This window comes from Novosphingobium sp., assembly GCF_027486195.1.
Lineage (GTDB): Bacteria > Pseudomonadota > Alphaproteobacteria > Sphingomonadales > Sphingomonadaceae > Novosphingobium.
The window spans coordinates 52,813-71,251 of sequence record NZ_JAIXPP010000045.1 but is presented as its reverse complement, the minus strand read 5'-3'; the positions used below and the strand labels follow the sequence as shown (position 1 = coordinate 71,251).

General features: G+C 65.7%; 18 protein-coding genes. 14 read left to right on the top strand and 4 right to left on the bottom strand.

Annotation, left to right across the window (positions count from 1 at the left end):
* Window positions 1–2: 2 nt before the first annotated feature.
* Window positions 3–626 carry a TetR/AcrR family transcriptional regulator gene (locus tag Q0071_RS09245; RefSeq protein ID WP_298167848.1) on the bottom strand — a complete coding sequence of 208 codons (624 nt, stop codon included), beginning with the start codon at window positions 624–626 and terminating at the stop codon, window positions 3–5.
* Window positions 627–722: 96 nt separating this feature from the next.
* A complete protein-coding gene (locus tag Q0071_RS09240; protein ID WP_298167844.1) occupies window positions 723–1,064 on the bottom strand; it encodes a nuclear transport factor 2 family protein in 342 nt (113 codons plus the stop codon).
* A gap of 79 nt (window positions 1,065–1,143) precedes the next feature.
* Between Q0071_RS09240 and Q0071_RS09235 the strand changes: the two genes are divergently transcribed.
* The 9 genes from Q0071_RS09235 (at window position 1,144) to Q0071_RS09195 (ending at window position 10,518) form a co-directional block, all read left to right on the top strand.
* Window positions 1,144–1,977, top strand: a complete 834-nt coding sequence (locus Q0071_RS09235) for a M55 family metallopeptidase (protein ID WP_298167842.1) — start codon at window positions 1,144–1,146, stop codon at window positions 1,975–1,977.
* 100 nt (window positions 1,978–2,077) lie between these two features.
* On the top strand, window positions 2,078–3,016 hold the full coding sequence (locus Q0071_RS09230; RefSeq protein ID WP_298167839.1) for a CPBP family intramembrane glutamic endopeptidase: 939 nt from the start codon (window positions 2,078–2,080) through the stop codon (window positions 3,014–3,016).
* Entirely contained in the window at window positions 3,016–4,017 is a 1,002-nt protein-coding gene (locus Q0071_RS09225) for an ABC transporter permease (RefSeq protein ID WP_298167836.1), read from the top strand. Before Q0071_RS09230 ends, Q0071_RS09225 begins: the two co-directional genes overlap by 1 nt.
* Complete coding sequence (locus tag Q0071_RS09220; RefSeq protein WP_298167833.1) at window positions 4,014–4,832, top strand: ABC transporter permease subunit; 819 nt, start codon at window positions 4,014–4,016, stop codon at window positions 4,830–4,832. Before Q0071_RS09225 ends, Q0071_RS09220 begins: the two co-directional genes overlap by 4 nt.
* Entirely contained in the window at window positions 4,829–5,635 is an 807-nt protein-coding gene (locus Q0071_RS09215) for an ABC transporter ATP-binding protein (RefSeq protein ID WP_298167830.1), read from the top strand. The genes Q0071_RS09220 and Q0071_RS09215 overlap by 4 nt, the downstream gene beginning before the upstream one ends.
* Window positions 5,632–6,423: an ATP-binding cassette domain-containing protein gene (locus Q0071_RS09210; protein ID WP_298167827.1), complete on the top strand. Its 792-nt coding sequence runs from the start codon at window positions 5,632–5,634 to the stop codon at window positions 6,421–6,423. The genes Q0071_RS09215 and Q0071_RS09210 overlap by 4 nt, the downstream gene beginning before the upstream one ends.
* The gene (locus Q0071_RS09205; RefSeq protein WP_298167824.1) at window positions 6,420–8,018 is read left to right on the top strand and encodes a serine hydrolase domain-containing protein; all 1,599 of its coding nucleotides are present in this window, start codon (window positions 6,420–6,422) and stop codon (window positions 8,016–8,018) included. Before Q0071_RS09210 ends, Q0071_RS09205 begins: the two co-directional genes overlap by 4 nt.
* Complete coding sequence (locus tag Q0071_RS09200) at window positions 8,015–9,544, top strand: ABC transporter substrate-binding protein (protein ID WP_298167821.1); 1,530 nt, start codon at window positions 8,015–8,017, stop codon at window positions 9,542–9,544. Before Q0071_RS09205 ends, Q0071_RS09200 begins: the two co-directional genes overlap by 4 nt.
* Entirely contained in the window at window positions 9,541–10,518 is a 978-nt protein-coding gene (locus Q0071_RS09195; RefSeq protein WP_298167819.1) for an alpha/beta fold hydrolase, read from the top strand. Before Q0071_RS09200 ends, Q0071_RS09195 begins: the two co-directional genes overlap by 4 nt.
* Here Q0071_RS09195 and Q0071_RS09190 read toward each other — a convergent pair.
* Together Q0071_RS09190 and Q0071_RS09185 are read right to left on the bottom strand one after the other, a co-directional pair.
* Window positions 10,515–11,714 carry an amidohydrolase family protein gene (locus Q0071_RS09190; RefSeq protein ID WP_298167816.1) on the bottom strand — a complete coding sequence of 400 codons (1,200 nt, stop codon included), beginning with the start codon at window positions 11,712–11,714 and terminating at the stop codon, window positions 10,515–10,517. The genes Q0071_RS09195 and Q0071_RS09190 overlap by 4 nt on opposite strands.
* 14 nt (window positions 11,715–11,728) lie before the next feature.
* Window positions 11,729–13,903 carry a TonB-dependent receptor gene (locus Q0071_RS09185; RefSeq protein WP_298167813.1) on the bottom strand — a complete coding sequence of 725 codons (2,175 nt, stop codon included), beginning with the start codon at window positions 13,901–13,903 and terminating at the stop codon, window positions 11,729–11,731.
* 70 nt (window positions 13,904–13,973) lie between these two features.
* Between Q0071_RS09185 and Q0071_RS09180 the strand changes: the two genes are divergently transcribed.
* The 5 genes from Q0071_RS09180 to kdpB are packed head-to-tail and all read left to right on the top strand — an operon-like array spanning window position 13,974 to window position 18,433.
* A complete protein-coding gene (locus Q0071_RS09180; RefSeq protein ID WP_298167810.1) occupies window positions 13,974–14,171 on the top strand; it encodes a hypothetical protein in 198 nt (65 codons plus the stop codon).
* A 43-nt stretch (window positions 14,172–14,214) separates the two neighbouring features.
* Window positions 14,215–14,586, top strand: coding sequence for a hypothetical protein (locus Q0071_RS09175; RefSeq protein WP_298167809.1), 372 nt, complete (start codon window positions 14,215–14,217; stop codon window positions 14,584–14,586).
* A gap of 11 nt (window positions 14,587–14,597) precedes the next feature.
* Complete coding sequence (gene kdpF, locus Q0071_RS09170; protein WP_298167806.1) at window positions 14,598–14,687, top strand: K(+)-transporting ATPase subunit F; 90 nt, start codon at window positions 14,598–14,600, stop codon at window positions 14,685–14,687.
* Window positions 14,688–14,698: 11 nt separating this feature from the next.
* A complete protein-coding gene (gene kdpA / locus Q0071_RS09165) occupies window positions 14,699–16,405 on the top strand; it encodes a potassium-transporting ATPase subunit KdpA (protein WP_298167803.1) in 1,707 nt (568 codons plus the stop codon).
* 30 nt (window positions 16,406–16,435) lie between these two features.
* Window positions 16,436–18,433, top strand: a complete 1,998-nt coding sequence (gene kdpB / locus Q0071_RS09160) for a potassium-transporting ATPase subunit KdpB (protein ID WP_298167885.1) — start codon at window positions 16,436–16,438, stop codon at window positions 18,431–18,433.
* Window positions 18,434–18,439 lie beyond the last annotated feature (6 nt).

The following is an 18,439-nucleotide window of genomic DNA, read 5'->3' as shown; positions in this document are numbered from 1 at the left end:
TTTCAATCGCTCTCGAACGGCGCCAGAATCGCGTGACGCCACAGCGCGGTCTGCCGGGCGTTCCAATCAGCCGGTGTCTTCGCGAAGGGAGCCAGCGTAGGGTTGTTCCACTGGAACAAGTCCATCCCCAGATCCTCCATCGAATTGAGGATGAAATGCGCGAGATAGGGCGCCGGCTCGATCGAAAGGCCAGCTGCAGCGCGTTCCTGAGCGATGGCGGCGCGAAACTTTTCGACAACGGGCTCGCGGGCCTTGATCCAGGCCGCATAGGCCTTGGGCCGCATGTTGATCACCTGCTGGATCGCACGCGGCAGTTGCTTGCTGCGTTGATGATAGGACGATGAGTCCTCCAGAGCGCGGGCGACCAGTTCGCCGAAATTGCTGCCCTGCAGTTTCTCCATGCGGGCATAGATGTCGCCGATCTCGTCGATAACCATCTCCTCGATGGCATCATCCTTGCCCTTGAAATGGAAATAGACCGCACCCGTGGTAAGTTTGGCGCCGGCGCAGATGTCGGACAGATTGATCTCGGAAATGCTCCGCTTCATGGCGAGCTTGGCGATGACGCGCTTGATCGCCTTCCTCGTGCGATCACCGCGGTGTTCGGGTTCAGCCGCTTCGGCCACTCTCAACGGTCGCGCATTCATCTCGGATGCTGCTTTCCTGCCTGGTTCGAGAACCGCTCTAGGCCTTGTTGCGGCGGCGCTCAACTCTGCCAATAGTCAGGTCGCCACATCGGGAAACCAGACCTGCGCGATCAAACCGTCTGCAACGCGGTAGATGGCAAGGGCATCGATGACCGCGCCGGTCACGTGAAGCGTGACCTGTTCGTGATCAACGACGAAATCATCCTGGACCATCCGGTTGCGCACCACGCAGGTGCGCGGCGAGCGTGCAAACATCGCCCCCCAGATCTCGGCGATCTGGCCGCGACCGGCTGCCATCACGGTTCCCGAAGGAATGCGCGTGCACACCGCATCAGCTGCGTAAGTGGCGACAAATGCGGCCGTATCGCCCCGGTTATAGGCATCGACCTGGGTATCGATGATGTCGGTGATCGGCATGAACGGCAGCTCCTTGCTAAGGCATCTGGTCAGAATAACATAATCGTTTTATGTTCGCTGTGCCAAGCAGGAGACTCACATGCGCCGTTTCTTCATCTGTGCCGATATCGAGGGCTGCGCCGGGGTCTCGGCGAATTTCGCACTGATGCCAGATGGCTGGGAATGGCAGGCGGCACGGCACTGGATGGCTGATGAGGTCATGGCAGTCGCCAATGCGGCGCTGGCTGGCGGGTATGATGAAGTGATCGTCGCCGATGGCCATGGCAACGCCCACAACATCGATCCTGCCCTGCTCCCCGATGGCGTCAGGCTCGTGCGATCATGGCCGCGTCCCCTGCTCCAGATGCAGGGCATCGAACTGCCCGGCGTTGCCGCCACGGCCTTTGTCGGCTTCCACAACGGCATGCAGGGGACTGGCGGAACGCTCGCCCACACCTATCACGGCGGGGCATACCGCGACATTCTGGTCAACGGGATCAGCATTTCCGAAGGCTGGCTCAATGCCGCGCTGGCCGGTGAACATGGCGTGCCGGTGGTGCTGGTCAGCGGCGATCAGGCCGCCACCGAGGATGCAAAGCGCTACGCTCCGGACGCTGCCTTGGTCACGGTCAAGCAATCGCTCGGTTGGCGCTCGGTGCTCACCCCTTCCCCCGCCGCCGCCTGCCGCCAGCTTGCCGAAGAAACCGCCGCAGCGCTCGCGAGGCCGCTGCCGGCGCTGTTCAGCCGCTCCGGGCCCTTTGTCGTCGATTATGTCATGCTCAGCCGCAATGCCGCCGAGATGCTCGCCTATCTGCCGATCGTCCGGCAAACCGATGCGTTCACGGTTCGCGTCGAGTTTGACACCATCACCGAAGTGATGCGCTTCACCAGCTTCGCCATGCTCTACAGCCCGACCGGGGTGATGGCGTTTTGAGCAGCTCGTCAAAATAATTGAATTATGTTTTTCTTGCGTCGGCCCACGCGCTGAGCCAGATTGCGGCAATACCACGCCAAGCAGGAGGGAACGGCCAGCCATGCGGAATTTTGCCCAACGCCGCCCGGTGCTGGCCTTCTATCTGCTGGCCTTGCTGATCGTCTGCGCGGTCATGGCCTATTCGATGACCATGTTCATCCTGCGGCCGGAAACCGCCGCCGCGCTCGGCGCGCTCGCCCAGAACATCATGGATGGCTCGTGGTACATCAACCTTGTCACCATCGCGGTTGAAGTCGGCAAACAACCTGTCTTGTCCGGCATCTTCATCTTTGCCGCAGCCCCTTCAATCTCCGCACTGGTCATCGCTTCGCTTGGCGGTGGCGGCGGCCTGAAACGCCTGCTCTCACGCCTCCATCCCTTCGGCCCGGAGCGCAGCAAGGCGGAGGCATTGCTGCTCTATGCTGCCTTGCTCGGCATCTATGCAGCCGGATTTGCGGTATACGATTTCGTGGCCGGGCCGGGCGTCGATCCCTTTGACCGGCTGCGCGCCATTGGCGGCGGCGCGGTCTTTGGCGCAGTGATCGGGCTGTTCCTCGATGAAGGCGGGAGCCTTGAGGAGCTCGGCTGGCGCGGCTTTGCCGGGCCGCTCCTGCAGGATCGCATGAAATCGGCCTGGCTGGCGGCGGTACTGCTCGGCATCATGCACTGGGCCTGGCACCTCCCGCGCGAGATACCGGCATTTCTCGGGCCGTTCGATCCCGGCGTCTGGGTGGCCAACCAGACGATATTCCTGATCCTGTGCATCGCCCTATCGATCTGCGCGGTCTATGCGGTCAATCGCAGCGGCGGCAGCCTCTGGCCGGCGATCTTCATTCATGGCGGCACCAATGTCTGGTCGAAAGCCGTCGGTGATGCGGCCGCGCCGACGCTCGGTCTGATCGATCTGCGGACTTTGCTCGTCGTTGTCATCGCGCTGATCATCTCCGTATTTGCCGGGCGCCGTCTTGGCCGCGCCAACCCGCCGCTTCGTCCGGCCTGATGCTGGCGTTCCTGTTCCGCAGGCTCGGCTTTCTCGCTGTCGTGCTGCTTGGCGTGTCGCTGATCACTTTTGCCATTGCGCATCTCGCCCCGGGCGATCCGGCGCGGCTGGTGGCAGGGCCGCAGGCATCGGCGGAAGCCGTCGCGCGGGTCCGGATCGATCTCGGGCTCGATCAGCCTGTGGCCGCGCAATATACCCGCTACCTCGGGCGGCTTGTGCACGGCGATCTGGGCACGTCCAACGTTGATGGCCGGCCGGTCGCCGAAGCGATCCTCGCCAAGGCACCGGCCTCGCTTGAACTTATGGGGGCCGCCCTGCTGCTCGCGGTGCTGGCCGGTATCCCGCTGGGCATGCTGGCGGCGCTTCGGCGAAACGGCGCTGCCGATCGCACGGTGCGGATCATGGCCGTGGCCGGCGCGGCCATTCCGGCCTTCTGGTTTGGATCGATCCTGATCATCCTGTTCTACCGCGAACTCGGCTGGTTTCCGGCTTCAGGGCGATTTACCGGCACGCCGCCGCCCGCCGTGACCGGGTTTCTCACCGTCGATGCCTTGCTGGCCGGAGACCTCGCCGGGTTCCGCACCGCCTGTGCGCATCTGGCCTTGCCGGTGTTCACCCTCGCGCTGCTCGATCTTGGTCTGTTTGCCCGGCTCACCCGCAACCAGATGCTTGGCGTGATGGCGCAGGACTATATCCGTGTGGCGCGTGCATCGGGCCTGCCGGAAGGGACGATCGTGCGCGTGCACGCCTTGCGCAATGCCCTGTCGCCGCTGATTTCAGTGGTCGCGGCCTCGCTTGCCGCGATGCTTTATGGCTCGGTATCTGTGGAAACCGTGTTCGGCTGGCCGGGCGCCGGGCAGTTCGTCGTCAGCGCCATCGGCAATCTCGATTTTCCGGTGGTTATGGGCTTTGCGGTGATCGCCTCGGCGGCCTATGTCGTCGTCAATCTCCTCGCCGACCTGTTGCTGGCCGCCGTCGACCCGCGGGTGCGGCTGGCATGATCCGCCGCTACCCCCCTGCCCTCGTTGCCGGCGCCGCGATCACCGTCTTCATGATCGTCGTCAGCCTTGCGGCGCCGTGGCTTTCACCATGGCCGCCGAACGTGCCCGATGTCGGCGCCATTCTCGAACCCCCATCGTGGCGGCATCCCGCCGGGACCGATGCGCTTGGCCGCGATATCCTGTCCCGCATCCTCTGGGGCGGTCGCGCTTCGCTGGGGGTGGCCATCGGCATTGTCGCCCTGTCGGTCGGCTTGGGCGCCTTGCTGGGTGCGGCGGTGGCGCTGGCTGGCGGCTGGATCGATACGCTGGTCATGCGGCTGGTGGATATAGCGCTGTCGATCCCTGCCATCGTCATCGCGCTCGCCCTGTCAGCAGCGCTGGGCCCCAGCCTTGGCAATCTGGTCCTCGTGCTCGGGCTGCTTGGCGTGCCCTTCAACTTGCGGCTGTTCCGCAGCGAGACGCTGTCCTTGCGCGAGAGGCCCTTCATCGCGGCATCGCGTGCCATGGGTGCGGGCTTCGCCGCGCTGCTCGGCCGGCATATCCTGCCAAACCTTGCGCCGGTCATCGTCACCTTTGCCTCCGCCGCGCTCGGTAGCGCGCTGGTAATGGCGAGCGCGCTGTCGTTCGTCGGTCTGGGAGCGCAGCCGCCGACTGCCGAATGGGGCGCCATGATCTTCGATGGCCGCACCACGATCATGTACGAATGGTGGTGCGCGGTCTTGCCTGGCCTCGCCGTCGCGCTTTCCGCGCTCGGCTTCATCCTGCTCGGCGACGGGCTGCGCGACTGGCTCGATCCACGGCATGAAGCGCGATGAGCGCGCTGCTCGAGATCGCGGATCTGGCCATCGCCTATGGCGACAAGCCTGCCGTGAAGGGTGTGTCGTTGCGGCTCGGGTCCGGCGAAATCGTCGGACTGGTCGGCGAATCCGGCTCGGGCAAATCGACCGTCGCGCTGGCGGTGATGGGGCTGTTGCCGCCCGGCTGCCATATCACCTCGGGCACATTGCAGCTTGGCGGACAGAACTTGCGGCATCTGCCCCCGGCGGAATGGCGGGCGCTGCTTGGCCGCCGCATCGCCTATGTGCCTCAAGAGCCGATGACCGCGCTGAACCCGGTGCTGACGGTCGGCCGGCAGATTGATCTGGTGCTGGCCCACCATGGGCGCGGCGACCGTTCGGCGAGGCGGCGGTTGGCCGAGGATAGCCTCACCGCGATGGGTCTGGCCGATCCGGCACGCATCCTCGCGTCGCTGCCGTCGCGCCTCAGCGGCGGCCAGTTGCAGCGCGTGCTGCTCGCGCAGGCCTTTGCGCTCGAACCCGATCTGCTGATCGCGGACGAGCCGACCACGGCGCTCGATGTGACCGTGCAGGCCGAAGTTCTGGCCCTGCTGACAGATGCCGCCGCCCGGCGCGGAACGGCGGTCCTGTTCATCAGCCACAATATCGCCGTCGTCTGGCAGTTGACGCAGCGGATCGCGGTGATGCGCCATGGCGAGATCGTCGAAACCGGCGCGACCCGCAGTGTCATCGCCAACCCGGCCACCCCGTACACGAGGCAGTTGATGGCCGCGCTTCCTGCGCTCTGTGCACCGCGCACACACCTTCCGGTGCCCGCGTGAACACGGTGCTCGCGCTTGAGGGGCTTGGTGTCACCTATCGCCGCCGCGCTGGGCTGTTCGGCGCGGCGACCGAAGTCAAGGCGCTCAGCGATGTTTCGCTGCATGTCGAGGCCAGTGAATGTGTCGGCATCATTGGCGAAAGCGGCTGCGGCAAGAGCACGCTGGCCGGCGTTGCCGCCGGACTGATCGACGCCGGTGCAGGCCGGGTGCGCATCGCCGGGGAGCTGATGCCGAGGCAAAGCCGGTCTCGGCCCCTCGCTGCCCGCCGCGCGCTGCAACTGGTGTTTCAGGATCCCTATGGCTCGCTCGATCCGCGCCAGCGCATCGGCGCAATCATCGCCGAGGGATTGACCATCCATGCGCCGGCCGGCGACCATCATGACCAGGTCTTGGCCGTGCTCGCCGCAGTCGGGCTGAGCGGTGATTTCATCAACCGGCTGCCGCACCAGCTTTCCGGCGGCCAGCGGCAGCGCGTGGCACTGGCCCGCGCCCTGGTTGTCGAACCCAGAGTCATCATACTCGATGAGCCGACGTCCGCGCTCGACCTTTCGGTTCAGGCCCAGATCCTCAACTTGCTGCTCGATCTTCAGGCGGCTCGCGGGCTTGGCTATCTGCTGATCAGTCACGACATCGATGTCATCCGCCACTTGTGCCACCGCGTCATCGTCATGGCGGCGGGGCGCATCGTCGAGGCCGGACCGACCGCCGACGTGCTCGGCAATCCGCAAATGCCCTACACGCAGCGGTTGATTGCAGCCGCTCCGTCGATCCCGGGGCTCGTCGCATGACGTTCGCTGCGCTGTTCGCCGATATCGCGCCGGATGCCCCCGGCTGCGCTGCGGCCATTGTCGAGGATGGCGCGCCTGTCTGGCAGGGCTGCTTTGGCCTTGCGAACACGGCAACCGGTGCGGCCATTGCACCGCAGACGCGGTTCCGCATCGCCAGCATGACCAAGCCCATGGTCGCCATGGTCCTGCTGGCGCTGGCTGATGCCGGGCGTTTGGCGCTATCCGATTGCATCACGCGCTGGGTGCCCGAACTGCGGGCGGCAGAGCCCCCGACCATGGCGCAATTGCTCGCGATGCAAAGCGGTTTGCCCGAAGGATCGCCGCTGCACTGGCTTGTCACCGGCGACAGCGCGCGCGAGGGAATCGGGCTTGACGCAGTCCTCGCGCTGCAATTGGCGCAGCGCAGCCGGATTTTTGCGCCGGGCAGCCGCACGGTCTATGCCAACAGCAACTACCTGCTGCTCCAGCTCGCTGCTGAGCGGGCCGCAGGCGCACCGTTGGCGACGCTCTTGCAGACCCACGTGTTCTCACCCGCAGGCATGGCGGATGCCCGTCTGCATGATGCGCCGACCGCCGCACTGGCAAACATGGCGCTGGCCCATGCCGTCACGCCCGCTGGCTTCAGCGCCGTTGATCCGCACCTCGCTTATGGCGCTGCCGGCGGTATCGTTGCCTCGCTCGCCGACATGATAGCCTGGCTCCGCTGGCTGCAGACCAATCCGCGCGATTGGCAGGCAAGGCTTGGCGCCAATGTGCCGCACAGCGATGGCTCGCCAAGCGGCTATGCCCTGGGCTTCATGCGGCAGTCGCTGGGAGGTCGGCTGACGCTGGGCCATTCGGGCCAGATCAACCAATGGGCGGGCGAGTTCCTGCTCGCACCCGATCATGGCAGCGCCGCCGTCATTCTCGGCAATCGCAGCGACATCAACTGGTTCGAGCGTGCCCGCGAATTGCTGACACTGCATTGGGGAATTGCGCCCGACCCGGCGATGACGCCGGGGCTGGCCAGTCCATCGCCGCCCGAACTGCTTTGGACAGCGCTTTACGCCAGCGCGGAGCATGGCTTCTCGCTCGATATCTCGGGATGCCCGGGCGAGATCAATGTCGGTGGTCGGCGTATCCCGATGCAGCCAGATGGTCGCTATCGCCGCAATCTGGGGGTTGAACCCATTTGCTTCGAGATCGCAGGAGACCTGTCGTTCCCGCCCGCCTCGATCGTGCGGCAGGAAGGCAATATCCGGATGGAGCTCCTGCCCGCAGCCAGCGGCATACCGCCCGATCCGGCGGTCATTCTCGGCCTGTACCGCCATCCTGATCTGCCGGGCTGCTTGCAGATCGGTCTTGATGGCGAAGGGCGGCTGCGGCTGCGGGCCGGTCCGATCTGGCCAGCGGGAGACTGGCTGCAACTGCGCTGGCTCGGCGAACGATTCTACGCGGCCGCGGACAAAGCCGGCTGCGTGCAGGACCCGCATCTGCGCTTCGAGGACGGCGCGGTCATCGTCAGCTTTCAGCGGCTGCCCGGTTTGCGCTTAGCGCGCGATCCGGGTCCGGCGCCCGCTTGGCCGGCCGATGCGCCAGCCCTGATCCGCCGATGAAACGTCTCCTCATTCTGTCCGCCGCGCTGGCGACCGGCTGCATACCCGCCACCAACCCCGCAGAGCGCGCGGCGACGCTGACTGTCGCCAAGGCCTTCACGCCCACCAGCCTTGATCCGGCAGTGGCTGCGGGTGCCAATGAAGCCCCGGTGCTCGATCAGGTCTATGAACAGCTGACCCGCCTCGATACTGCCTCGCCGACAGCCGAAGCGGTTGGCGAGCTGGCGCAGGACTGGACCGTCACCCCAGACGGCCTCTCGATTGCCGTCCGCCTGCAGTCTGGCCACCGCTTCGACGATGGCAACCCGGTCGATGCGGCGGCAGTCAAGGCCTCGCTCGACCGGCTGGTGCGGATCGGCCGCGCGCCGGCTGGCAGCGTCGAATTTCTGGGCGGCGTGACAGTTACCAGCGCGCTGTCGCTGACGCTCCACCTCAAGCGCCGCTACGCCCCGGCGATGCAGCAACTGAGCCTTGCGGCGGCCTCGATCATCAACCCCAAGGCCTTTACCGGCAAGGACGATGGCAAAAGCTGGCTCGCCGATCACAGCGCAGGTTCGGGGCCATACCGCATCGCCGCCAATCGCCCGGGTGAAGCGATCGAGCTGGTGGCCAACCCGAAGGCAATCCGCCCGCCCCGCCAGTTCCAGCGCGTCGTCATCCGGGCGCTGCCCGATGAAGGCGTCCGCCGCCTGCTGCTCGAACGCGGCGATGTCGATCTGACCGACATCGTGCCGTCCGTGCTGGTGGATCGCTATCGCGCGCTGCCGGGTGTGGCGGTCACCACCGTCCCCGGCGGATCGTCGCTCAGCTACCTGCAGCTGAATGCCGCAAAAGGCCCGCTGGCCGACCCGCGCCTGCGCGAAGCGGTCGCGCTCGCTGTCGATTATGACGGCCTCAGGCGCCAGGTCCTGAAAGGTAACGCCATCCAGATCGGTGGCTATTTGCCGCCGGGCGCGCCGGGCTATCGCACCGGCGAAACGCCTTCGCGTGACCTGCCCCGCGCCCGCGCGCTGGTCAGGGCGGCTGGCTACAAGGGCGAGCCGATCGTGCTGCTGGTCGCGCTGCTCGGGCCGGTGGCGGAGTTTCTGCAGGCCAACCTCGCCGACGCGGGGCTGGCCGTGCGCATCGAACGCCGATCACCGGGGGCGATGCAGGCGCTTCAGGCCAGCGGCGATTTCGGGCTGATCTACACCGGCTGGAGCAATGACACGCCCGATCCCGGTGCAATGCTCGATGCGCTCTATTCGGCGCGCGGTCTTGCCGCCGGCAGCAATGGCAGCGGCATCGCCGATCCCGCCATCGATGGCCTGATCGACACGGCGCTCGCGAGCAGCGATCTCACCACACGCGCCGCCGCCTATGCCGAGATCGACGCCCGGCTGCGAAAGGCGCGGCCCTTGGTGATGATCTTTGCCGCCAACCCGGTCATCGCCCACCGGGCAGACCTGATCGGGGTCACAATCGACCGTTGGCGCCCGTCGCTGATCGATTTTTCCAGCCTGTCGCGAAGGGGGCCAAAGCCGTGACCCTGCCCAACGTCTTCCGCACCGACACTGCCTTCTTTCCGCCTGTGCCAAGGCCACGCACCGAGGGGATGCTGCCGGTGACTGGCGGGCATGTCGTGCATTGGGAGGAAACCGGTCCCGAAGACGGGGTTCCCGTGCTCGTCCTCCACGGCGGGCCCGGCGGACAAATCAAGCCCTATTACCGCCGCCTGCTCGATCCGGCGCGGCACCGCGGGATATTCTTCGATCAGCGCGGCTGCGGGCAATCGGCGCCGTTCGGGTCGCTGGAAAGCAACACAACCGCCGATCTGATTGCTGATATCGAAGCGCTGCGCGAGGCACGCGGTATTGCGCGCTGGATCGTCGTGGGCGGCTCATGGGGCTCGACACTGGCGCTGGCCTATGCGCAGGCGCACCCGGACCGTTTGCTCGGCCTGCTGGTCAGCGGCGTTTTTCTGGCCGATGCGGCAGACCGGTATTGGTGGTGGGAGGGCGGCCGCACCGTGTTTCCAGAGGTGTTTGCCGCGCGCGACAGCCTTTTGAGCGAAGCCGAACGCACCGATCCGCGCGCTGCTTTCCTGAAGCGCATTCTCGATCCAGATCCAGCGATCCACGCGCCGGCCGCGACCATCCTCGGCCATGCCGAGGCGCAGACGCTCGATCTCCATGCACCGCCACCGCCCGATGACCCTGATGCAATGGATCCGAGGGACATTGCTGCAACCCGGATCTTCGCGCACTTCGATCAGGCCGACTATTTCCTCACCCCCGGCCAGCTCCTCGCCAATGCCGCGCGCCTTGCCGCGATCCCCGGCGAAATCATCGCAGGGCGCAGCGACATGTGCACCCCGCCGCGCGCGGCCTGGGACCTCGCCCAAGCTTGGCCGGGGTCTCGGTTAACGATCGTGCCAGCCGCTGGCCACAGATGGAACGACGAGGCACTGGGCCGGGCTGTTGTTGCGGCATTACTGCGGCTGACGGACAGCGCCGGCTAACGAACACGCCTGCCGGACTGCCACACCGCCTTGATGCCGCCATCCCAGATGGCCGCCAGATCGCTGAGCGGATCCCCGTCAACAATTACGAAATCGGCATGGGCGCCGGGCGCGATGACACCCAGTTCGCCCGTCCGGTTGAGCAGCGCGGCGTTAACGCTTGTGGCCGATCGCAGCACATCCACGGGTGCCTCGATAGCGCCGCGCAGGCGAAACTCGCCCAATTGCCACGGGTGCAGGCCGCCGAGCAGATCGGTGCCGAAACCAATGGCAACCCCGGCAGCGCGGGCAATGCGCACCGCATCCGCGCCGCGCCCGGCCACATCGGCGATCTTGGCGGCTGAAGCCGCCGAGAGCCCGTATGCTCCACCTTCGGCGGTCAGCGCTTCATAGGCGACCAGTGTCGGCACCAGAAACGCGCCCGCACGCGCCATCGCGGCAGCAGCCGCTTCGTCGAGCAGATTGCCATGCTCGATCGATCGCACACCATTGCAGACAGCGTGGATGATCGCATCGGCGGTATAGGCATGAGCCATCACATAAGTCTGCCGGCCGCGCGCTTCCGCGACGATCGCGCGGATCTCGCTGCCCGAATACTGGCGCATGGCAATCGGATCGGTGGGCGAGGAAATGCCGCCCGAAACGAAGATCTTGATCTGATCCGCCCCGCCCGCCAGCGTCTCGCGCGCGGCGAGGCGCACGGCCTCTACGCCGTCGACGACGCGCGACAGGTTGCCGATCGTGCCGCAGCTGCACGGCTCGCCCCGGTGGACGCGGCTGTCGCCATGGCCGCCGGTCTGCGAGAGCGCCCGGCCAGACCGGAACAGTCTGGGTCCGGGGATCAGCCCTTCGGCAAGCGCCCGCGCCAGCCCCCAGTCGGCACCGCCGGCATCGCGCACGGTGGTAAAGCCCCGCCCCAGCGCATCGGCCATCAGGCGCGCGGCGTGGTGCGCCAGATAGCTCAGCGGCAATTGCTCCAGCGCCGGGGTATCGACGAGCGCCGCATAGGCATGGAAGTGCGCGTCGATGAAGCCGGGCAGCAAGGCCTGGCCGCTGAGATCGACTTCCTCGTCCACCGGCCCATCGTCACCGATCCCGGCAATCCGTCCATCGGAAACGGTGATGCTGGTGAACGGCGCATAGCCATCATCGACACCGTTCCAGATGCGCGCGTTCCTGAGCCGGGTTCGGGTCATCGCGCGGGTCTCTTTCAGAACTTGGCGCGCGCCGATACTCCGTAGGTACGCCCCTGCGCCCGGATCACCCCCGACTGGCCGTTGCGATTGCCGCCAAAGGCGATGTCGTAGCGGTCATTCCCGAGATTCTGGACAAAGCCGAGCAAGTCGAATGGGCCGAAGTCGACACCGGCCGACACATTGATCAGATTGTTGCCGCCGATGGCGAACAGGTTCTGCACATCCTGGAAACCCGACGACCGGTGGGTCCACGATGCGTTGAACAGCACGTCGATGCTCTGGGTGATCGGGCGGCGATAGGCAGTACTGAGCGAGGTGGTCAGCTTGCGCGCGGCGGGCAGTTCCTTGCCCTTCAGCGACACGCCATTGACCGCGCCATCGTTGAACTTGCCATCAAGCACCCCGAGCGATCCGCCGATGGTCCAACCTTCAACCGGTTGCACCGACGCCTCGAACTCCAGACCGAATGTCCGCGCCTTGCTCGCGTTGTCGAGATAGCCCTGAAGCCCGGGAGGTGCGGTGAAATCGAAGAAGGGCACCAGCACATTCTTCTGGGTCAGGTAATAGGCGCTGACACCCAGAGTGGCGTGCAGCGGGGCCGCCTTGAAACGGGCACCGACTTCATAATTGACCGAAGTTTCAGAATCATAGTCGAGGTTCGCGCTCTTCGCGACATTGAAGTTGTAGCCGCCTGCGCGAAAGCCCGTCTGGATCTTCGCATAGGCCCGCACCGCCTCGCTCGGGCTCCACGAAAGCGTGGCGCCGGGGGACCAGTTGTTGAAATTGCGCGTGCGCTTGACCGCCTGCGACGGTCCGACGAAGCCGATGAGCGCAGGGCTCGGCGTGAACAGGAAGTCCACGGACTTGTCATCGCTGGTATAGCGCAGATTGCCGATCAGGTTGACCTTCTCAGTGATCTTCCAAGTTGCCTCGGCAAAGCCGGCCCAGCTCTTGACGGACTGGTTGTTGGCAATGCCAAGCGTGAACGGGGCTGCGCCGCCCGAAAAGGCCAGCGAAAGGCCGTTCAGATCAGTCAGGATCGTGCCGGTTGCCTTGTCATTCAGATAGGTCGCGCCAACCAGCAGGCTGATGCCGTTCCAGTCTGGAGAGAGCCAGCGGGCTTCGGCAAAGCGGCTTTCGACATGATTGCGGCGGGTGCTGATCTGCTTGCCGAGCGACGACAGTGTCGGCGTCGGGAACAGATCGGTCGAGAGGTCGGTGTCCTCCACCCCGTCAAGGGTATAGTTGCGACCACCGCCGATCAGGGTGAACGTGCCAAGGCCCGTCTTGATGCCCAATTCGCTCGAAACGCGGGTCGTATCGAAGCTGTTGGTGGGCTGGGTGTCGCGGCTCACGGTCTTGGGCGTTTCGCCTGCGGTCGGGAAGAACAGATAGGTGCCGGCCGTATCGCCTTCATTGTGCTCGGCCACGATCCGCAAGGAGATGTTGTCGGTGAGGTCGAACTTGCCAACGATGCGGCCACCCTCGGTATCGTTCGCATCGAGATATCGTTTGGTGACCGGATTGAAGTACTCGCCCTTGTTCTGCTTGAACTTCCACCCCGAGACGCGAATGCCGACCCCATCGGTGAGCGCGGCATTGACGATGCCGCGCAGTTCATAGCGGTCGAATGTGCCGTAGGTGCCCTGCAGGCTGGCACCCCATTTGTCATCGGGGTTCTTCGAAATCACGTTCACGGCGCCGCCGACGGCGTTGCGGCCATAGAGCGCGCCCTGCGGTCCGCGCAGCACTTCAACCCGTTCGAGGTCGAAGAACTGGGTGGGATAGCTGATAAAGCCGCTCGAGTAGATTTCATCGACATAGGTGGCAACGCCCGGTTCGGCGAACAGGGTCGGCGTACCAACGCCGCGGATGCTGAAATCGCGCGCGGTGCCAGCGTTGTTCTCCTGCAGGAATGCGCTCGGCGTGAGGCTGAGCAGGTCGCGCGCATCGAACAGGCGAAGCTTCTCAACTTGCGCATTGCTGACTGCCGAGACAGCGCCCGGTACATCGAACAGCCGCTCCTCGCGCTTGCGGGCGGTGACGACGATCTCGGACGCGTCAGGGCTTGCCGCTGCGGGCGCAGCTGACTGGGCCAGTGCGGCACCAGGCATCGCGCCTGCCACGATTCCGGTCGATATGGCCCAAGCCGCTGTCCGGCAGGCGCTCTGCATCCACACTGACTTCATGATCTCAAACTCCCGCTGCCGCCGGATGCCCGACACTCCCCAACAACTGCGAACATAATCTGATTATTTTATGATCGATGTCAATGACCGGCATTTGCGCATTTCCCGGAAGCTGCGGATTTCGGGCAACAGGATCGCGCAAAGCCACCGGCGTCGCCTGCTTGGCGGCCTGCCGAATGCGTTCCGGATCGGCATCCCCGTGGGGTCCACGTTGGTCGCCCTTATGGATTCTTTACGCGGCGCGTCCGACCTTGCTCTGGAAACTTAATGCCCGTTCGCCGCAACGCTGCACCGAACGAACGGAGCATGCCATGAACCTTCAGCCACTTGTCGCGCGGGATCATCCCTTGTCGCGCTGGATGGATTGCGGACTGCGCGCGGCAGGAGCCCTTGTTCTGGCGCTACTGGGGCTCGTCGCGACACGCGTGGGACGCGTGCCCGAGCAGCAGATGGCGAGCCCAGCCGGTTTCGGGTTCGCCACGCTCGCAGTCTTGCTGATCTGGACCGGGCTCGCCCTGCTGGTCGGCGGCGCGGAGTGGTTCCGTCCCCAAGCGATGCCTCCGCGCCCCCTGTTTCCCCCTTCGGAAAGCAAAGAACCCATGACCGACCTTCTCTGGATCGGCGTCCTTGCCGGTCTCACCCTGCTGACCACCGCATTTGTCGCGCTCTGCGAACGCGCCTGAGGATCTCCGCAATGCCTTTGCCCGAACTCATCGCCGCGCTGACCGCGGCGGGATTGCTTGTCTATCTCGTGGTCGTGCTGCTGCGACCCGAGCGTTTCTGAAGGAACCGGCCATGACGACGTTTGCAGGCTGGCTCCTGATCTTCGGTTTCACCGCGCTTGTCGCACTGCTCGCCAAGCCTTTCGGGCTGTGGCTGCATGCCGTCTACGAAGGGCGGCGAACCGTGCTGCATCCCGTGCTCGGTCCGCTTGAGCACGGGTTCTACCGCCTGTCTGGCGTAGACCCGCAGCGCGAGCAGGGTTGGCGCGCCTACGCGCTCCACTTGCTCGCCTTCCAGGTGGTGACGGCATTGTTCACATATGCCGTGCTGCGCCTTCAGGGCGTGCTTCCACTCAATCCGCGCGCCCTGCCCGGGCTCGGCGCGGACGGCGCTTTCAACACGGCGATTGCCTTCGTCACCAACACCAACTGGCAATGGTATTCCGGCGAGGCGGCGCTTTCGAACCTCAGCCAGATGCTGGGGCTGACGATCCACAACTTCCTTTCGGCCGCGACCGGCATCGCCGTGGCCTTTGCGCTGTTCCGCGGCTTTGCGCGCACTGAAACCCGCACTGTCGGCAACTTCTGGGCCGATCTCGTGCGGGTGACGCTCTATATCCTTCTGCCGGCGTGCATCCTCTATGCGGTGTTCCTCATCGCCAGCGGCGTGCCGCAGACGCTGGCGAGCACGGTCGACGCCGCGACCCTCGAAGGTGCACGGCAGACCATCGTCGTGGGGCCGGTCGCGTCGCAGGAAGCCATCAAGATGCTGGGGACCAACGGCGGCGGCTTCTTCAATGCGAACTCAGCGCATCCCTTCGAGAATCCGAGCGCGCTGACCAATCTCGTCCAGATGCTGTCGATCTTCGTGCTGGGCGCGGGCCTCACCTGGTGCTTCGGCAAGGCGGTGGGCAACACGCGGCAGGGTTGGGCGGTGCTCGCGGCGATGCTGGCGCTGTTCCTTGCGGGTGCATCGATCGCCTATTGGCAGGAAGCCGTAGGCGGCCCGGTGCTCCACCACCTCGGCGTTGCCGGGGCCAACATGGAAGGCAAGGAAGTGCGCTTCGGCATCGCTGCCAGCGCGCTCTTCGCAGCCGTTACCACCGCAGCATCCTGCGGGGCGGTCAACGCCATGCACGACAGTTTCACCGCGCTCGGCGGCCTCGTTCCGCTGTTCAACATCCAGCTTGGCGAAATCGTCATCGGCGGCGTCGGCTCGGGCATCTATGGTTTCCTGCTTTTCGCCCTGCTCGCGGTGTTCATTGCGGGCCTGATGGTGGGCCGCACGCCCGAGTACGTCGGCAAGAAGATCGAAGCGCGCGAGGTAAAGCTGGCGGTGCTGGCGATTGCCGTGCTCCCGCTGTGCATCCTCGGCTTCACCGCGATTGCCGCAGTGCTTCCCGCAGGCCTCGCCGGGCCGCTCAACAAGGGGCCGCACGGCTTTTCCGAGATCCTCTACGCCTTCACGTCCGCTACGGGCAACAATGGCTCGGCATTTGCGGGCCTCTCGGCGGGAACGCCGTTCTACAACGGCCTGCTCGGTGCGGCGATGTGGCTTGGCCGCTTCTTCGTCATCGTGCCGGTGCTGGCGATTGCCGGCAGCCTCGCGGCCAAGAAGCACACGCCCGCCAGCGCTGGCTCATTCCCCACCACCGGCCCGCTGTGGATCGCGCTGCTGATCGGCACGATCCTGCTGGTCGGCGGTCTCACCTTCCTGCCCAGCCTCGCGCTTGGCCCGGTCGCCGATCACGTGACCGGCCTTGCCGGCACGACCTATTGAGGACCAACCCCCGTGTCCCATCCCACATCGATGTTTTCGGCTGAACTGATCATCCCGGCGCTCGGCGATTCCGTCCGCAAGCTCGCACCGGCGCAGCTCGTGCGCAATCCGGTGCTGTTCACCACCGCCGTGGTCGCGCTGTTGCTCACCGTGCTGCTTGCCGTCGGCGACAGCGGGCTTTCGCTGGCGTTCCAGATCCAGCTGATCGCCTGGCTCTGGCTGACCGTGCTCTTCGGCACCTTTGCCGAAGCGCTCGCCGAAGGACGCGGCCGGGCGCAGGCGGCCTCGCTGCGGGCCACCAAGTCTGATCTCGTCGCGCGGCTACCTGATGGCACCAGCGTTCCGGCAGCCCGGCTCAAGCGCGGCGACACCGTGCTGGTCGAGACCGGCGATCTCATCCCGGCCGACGGCGAAGTCATCGAAGGCGTCGCCAGCGTCAACGAAGCCGCGATCACCGGCGAAAGTGCGCCGGTGATCCGTGAGGCGGGCGGCGACCGCTCGGCCGTCACCGCCGGCACGCGCGTCATTTCCGACCGCATCGTGGTGCGGGTGACGCAGGAACCGGGTCAGGGCTTCCTCGACCGCATGATCGCGCTCGTCGAAGGGGCGGAGCGGCAGAAGACTCCCAACGAGATCGCGCTGACGATCCTGCTGGTGGGCCTCACCATCATCTTCCTGATCGCGGTCACGACCATTCCGGCCTTCGCCGCCTATGCCGGGGGACGCGTACCCGTCGCGATGCTGGCAGCACTGCTCATCACCCTGATCCCCACCACGATTGCCGCGCTGCTCTCCGCGATCGGGATCGCCGGGATGGACCGGCTGGTGCGCTTCAACGTGCTTGCCAAGTCGGGCCGCGCGGTGGAGGCGGCGGGCGATGTCGACGTGCTGCTGCTCGACAAGACCGGCACGATCACCATCGGCGACCGGCAGGCGAGCGAGTTTGCGCCGCTGCCCGAGGTGCAGGCGGATGCCCTCGCCCAGGCCGCTTTGCTTGCAAGCCTTGCCGACGAGACGCCCGAAGGCCGCTCGATCGTCCGGTTGGCCCGCGATACCTTCGGTCTTGCCGAGATTGCCCTTCCCGCCAGCGCCGAGGTCATCCCGTTCACCGCGCAGACCCGCCTGTCCGGACTTCGGCTCGGTACGCGGCTGGTGCAGAAGGGCGCGGTCGATGCGGTGCTGCGGGCCAATCCGGCAGCGGCTGAAACGCCTGCCGGAGAGGCCCTGCGCCGCGCGTCCGACATGATCGCACGGCAGGGGCAGACCCCGCTGGCGGTGGCCGATGGCGGTGAACTGCTCGGCGTCATCGCGCTCAAGGACGTGATCAAGGCCGGGGTGCGCGAACGGTTCGGCGAATTGCGCCGCATGGGCATCCGCACCGTGATGATCACCGGCGACAATCCCTTGACTGCCGCTGCCATCGCGGCGGAAGCCGGTGTCGACGACTTTCTGGCCGAGGCCACGCCCGAGGACAAGCTCGCGCTCATCCGCAAGGAGCAGCAGGGCGGGCGGCTGGTCGCCATGTGCGGCGACGGCACCAATGATGCGCCCGCGCTTGCGCAGGCCGATGTCGGCGTCGCCATGAACACCGGCACCCAGGCCGCGCGCGAGGCCGGCAACATGGTTGATCTCGACAGCGACCCGACCAAGCTGATCGAGATCGTCGGGCTCGGCAAGCAACTGCTGATGACCCGCGGTGCGCTCACCACGTTCTCCGTCGCCAACGATGTCGCCAAGTATTTCGCGATCATCCCGGCCATCTTCGTCGCGCTCTACCCCGGTCTCGGCGTGCTCAACGTGATGGGTCTGGCGAGCCCGCAAAGCGCGATCCTTTCGGCGATCATGTTCAATGCGCTGATCATTCCCGCGCTGGTGCCGCTGGCGCTCAAGGGCGTGAAGTACACACCCATGGGCGCAGGCCCCCTGCTGGCGCGCAACCTTTCCATCTACGGCCTTGGCGGCCTCGTCGCGCCCTTCGCGGGCATCAAGCTGATCGATCTCGCCGTCGTGTCCTTCCATCTCGTCTGAGAGGTA

Coding starts and splice junctions, on each gene's coding strand:
- Q0071_RS09225 (WP_298167836.1), top strand. CDS start 3,016: ATGCTGGCGTTCCTGTTCCGCAGGCTCGGCTTTCTCGCTGTCGTGCTG.
- kdpB (WP_298167885.1), top strand. CDS start 16,436: ATGTTTTCGGCTGAACTGATCATCCCGGCGCTCGGCGATTCCGTCCGC.
- kdpA (WP_298167803.1), top strand. CDS start 14,699: ATGACGACGTTTGCAGGCTGGCTCCTGATCTTCGGTTTCACCGCGCTT.
- Q0071_RS09220 (WP_298167833.1), top strand. CDS start 4,014: ATGATCCGCCGCTACCCCCCTGCCCTCGTTGCCGGCGCCGCGATCACC.
- Q0071_RS09230 (WP_298167839.1), top strand. CDS start 2,078: ATGCGGAATTTTGCCCAACGCCGCCCGGTGCTGGCCTTCTATCTGCTG.
- Q0071_RS09215 (WP_298167830.1), top strand. CDS start 4,829: ATGAGCGCGCTGCTCGAGATCGCGGATCTGGCCATCGCCTATGGCGAC.
- Q0071_RS09240 (WP_298167844.1), bottom strand. CDS start 1,064: ATGCCGATCACCGACATCATCGATACCCAGGTCGATGCCTATAACCGG.
- Q0071_RS09205 (WP_298167824.1), top strand. CDS start 6,420: ATGACGTTCGCTGCGCTGTTCGCCGATATCGCGCCGGATGCCCCCGGC.
- Q0071_RS09200 (WP_298167821.1), top strand. CDS start 8,015: ATGAAACGTCTCCTCATTCTGTCCGCCGCGCTGGCGACCGGCTGCATA.
- Q0071_RS09175 (WP_298167809.1), top strand. CDS start 14,215: ATGAACCTTCAGCCACTTGTCGCGCGGGATCATCCCTTGTCGCGCTGG.
- Q0071_RS09185 (WP_298167813.1), bottom strand. CDS start 13,903: ATGAAGTCAGTGTGGATGCAGAGCGCCTGCCGGACAGCGGCTTGGGCC.
- Q0071_RS09190 (WP_298167816.1), bottom strand. CDS start 11,714: ATGACCCGAACCCGGCTCAGGAACGCGCGCATCTGGAACGGTGTCGAT.
- kdpF (WP_298167806.1), top strand. CDS start 14,598: ATGCCTTTGCCCGAACTCATCGCCGCGCTGACCGCGGCGGGATTGCTT.
- Q0071_RS09180 (WP_298167810.1), top strand. CDS start 13,974: ATGATCGATGTCAATGACCGGCATTTGCGCATTTCCCGGAAGCTGCGG.
- Q0071_RS09235 (WP_298167842.1), top strand. CDS start 1,144: ATGCGCCGTTTCTTCATCTGTGCCGATATCGAGGGCTGCGCCGGGGTC.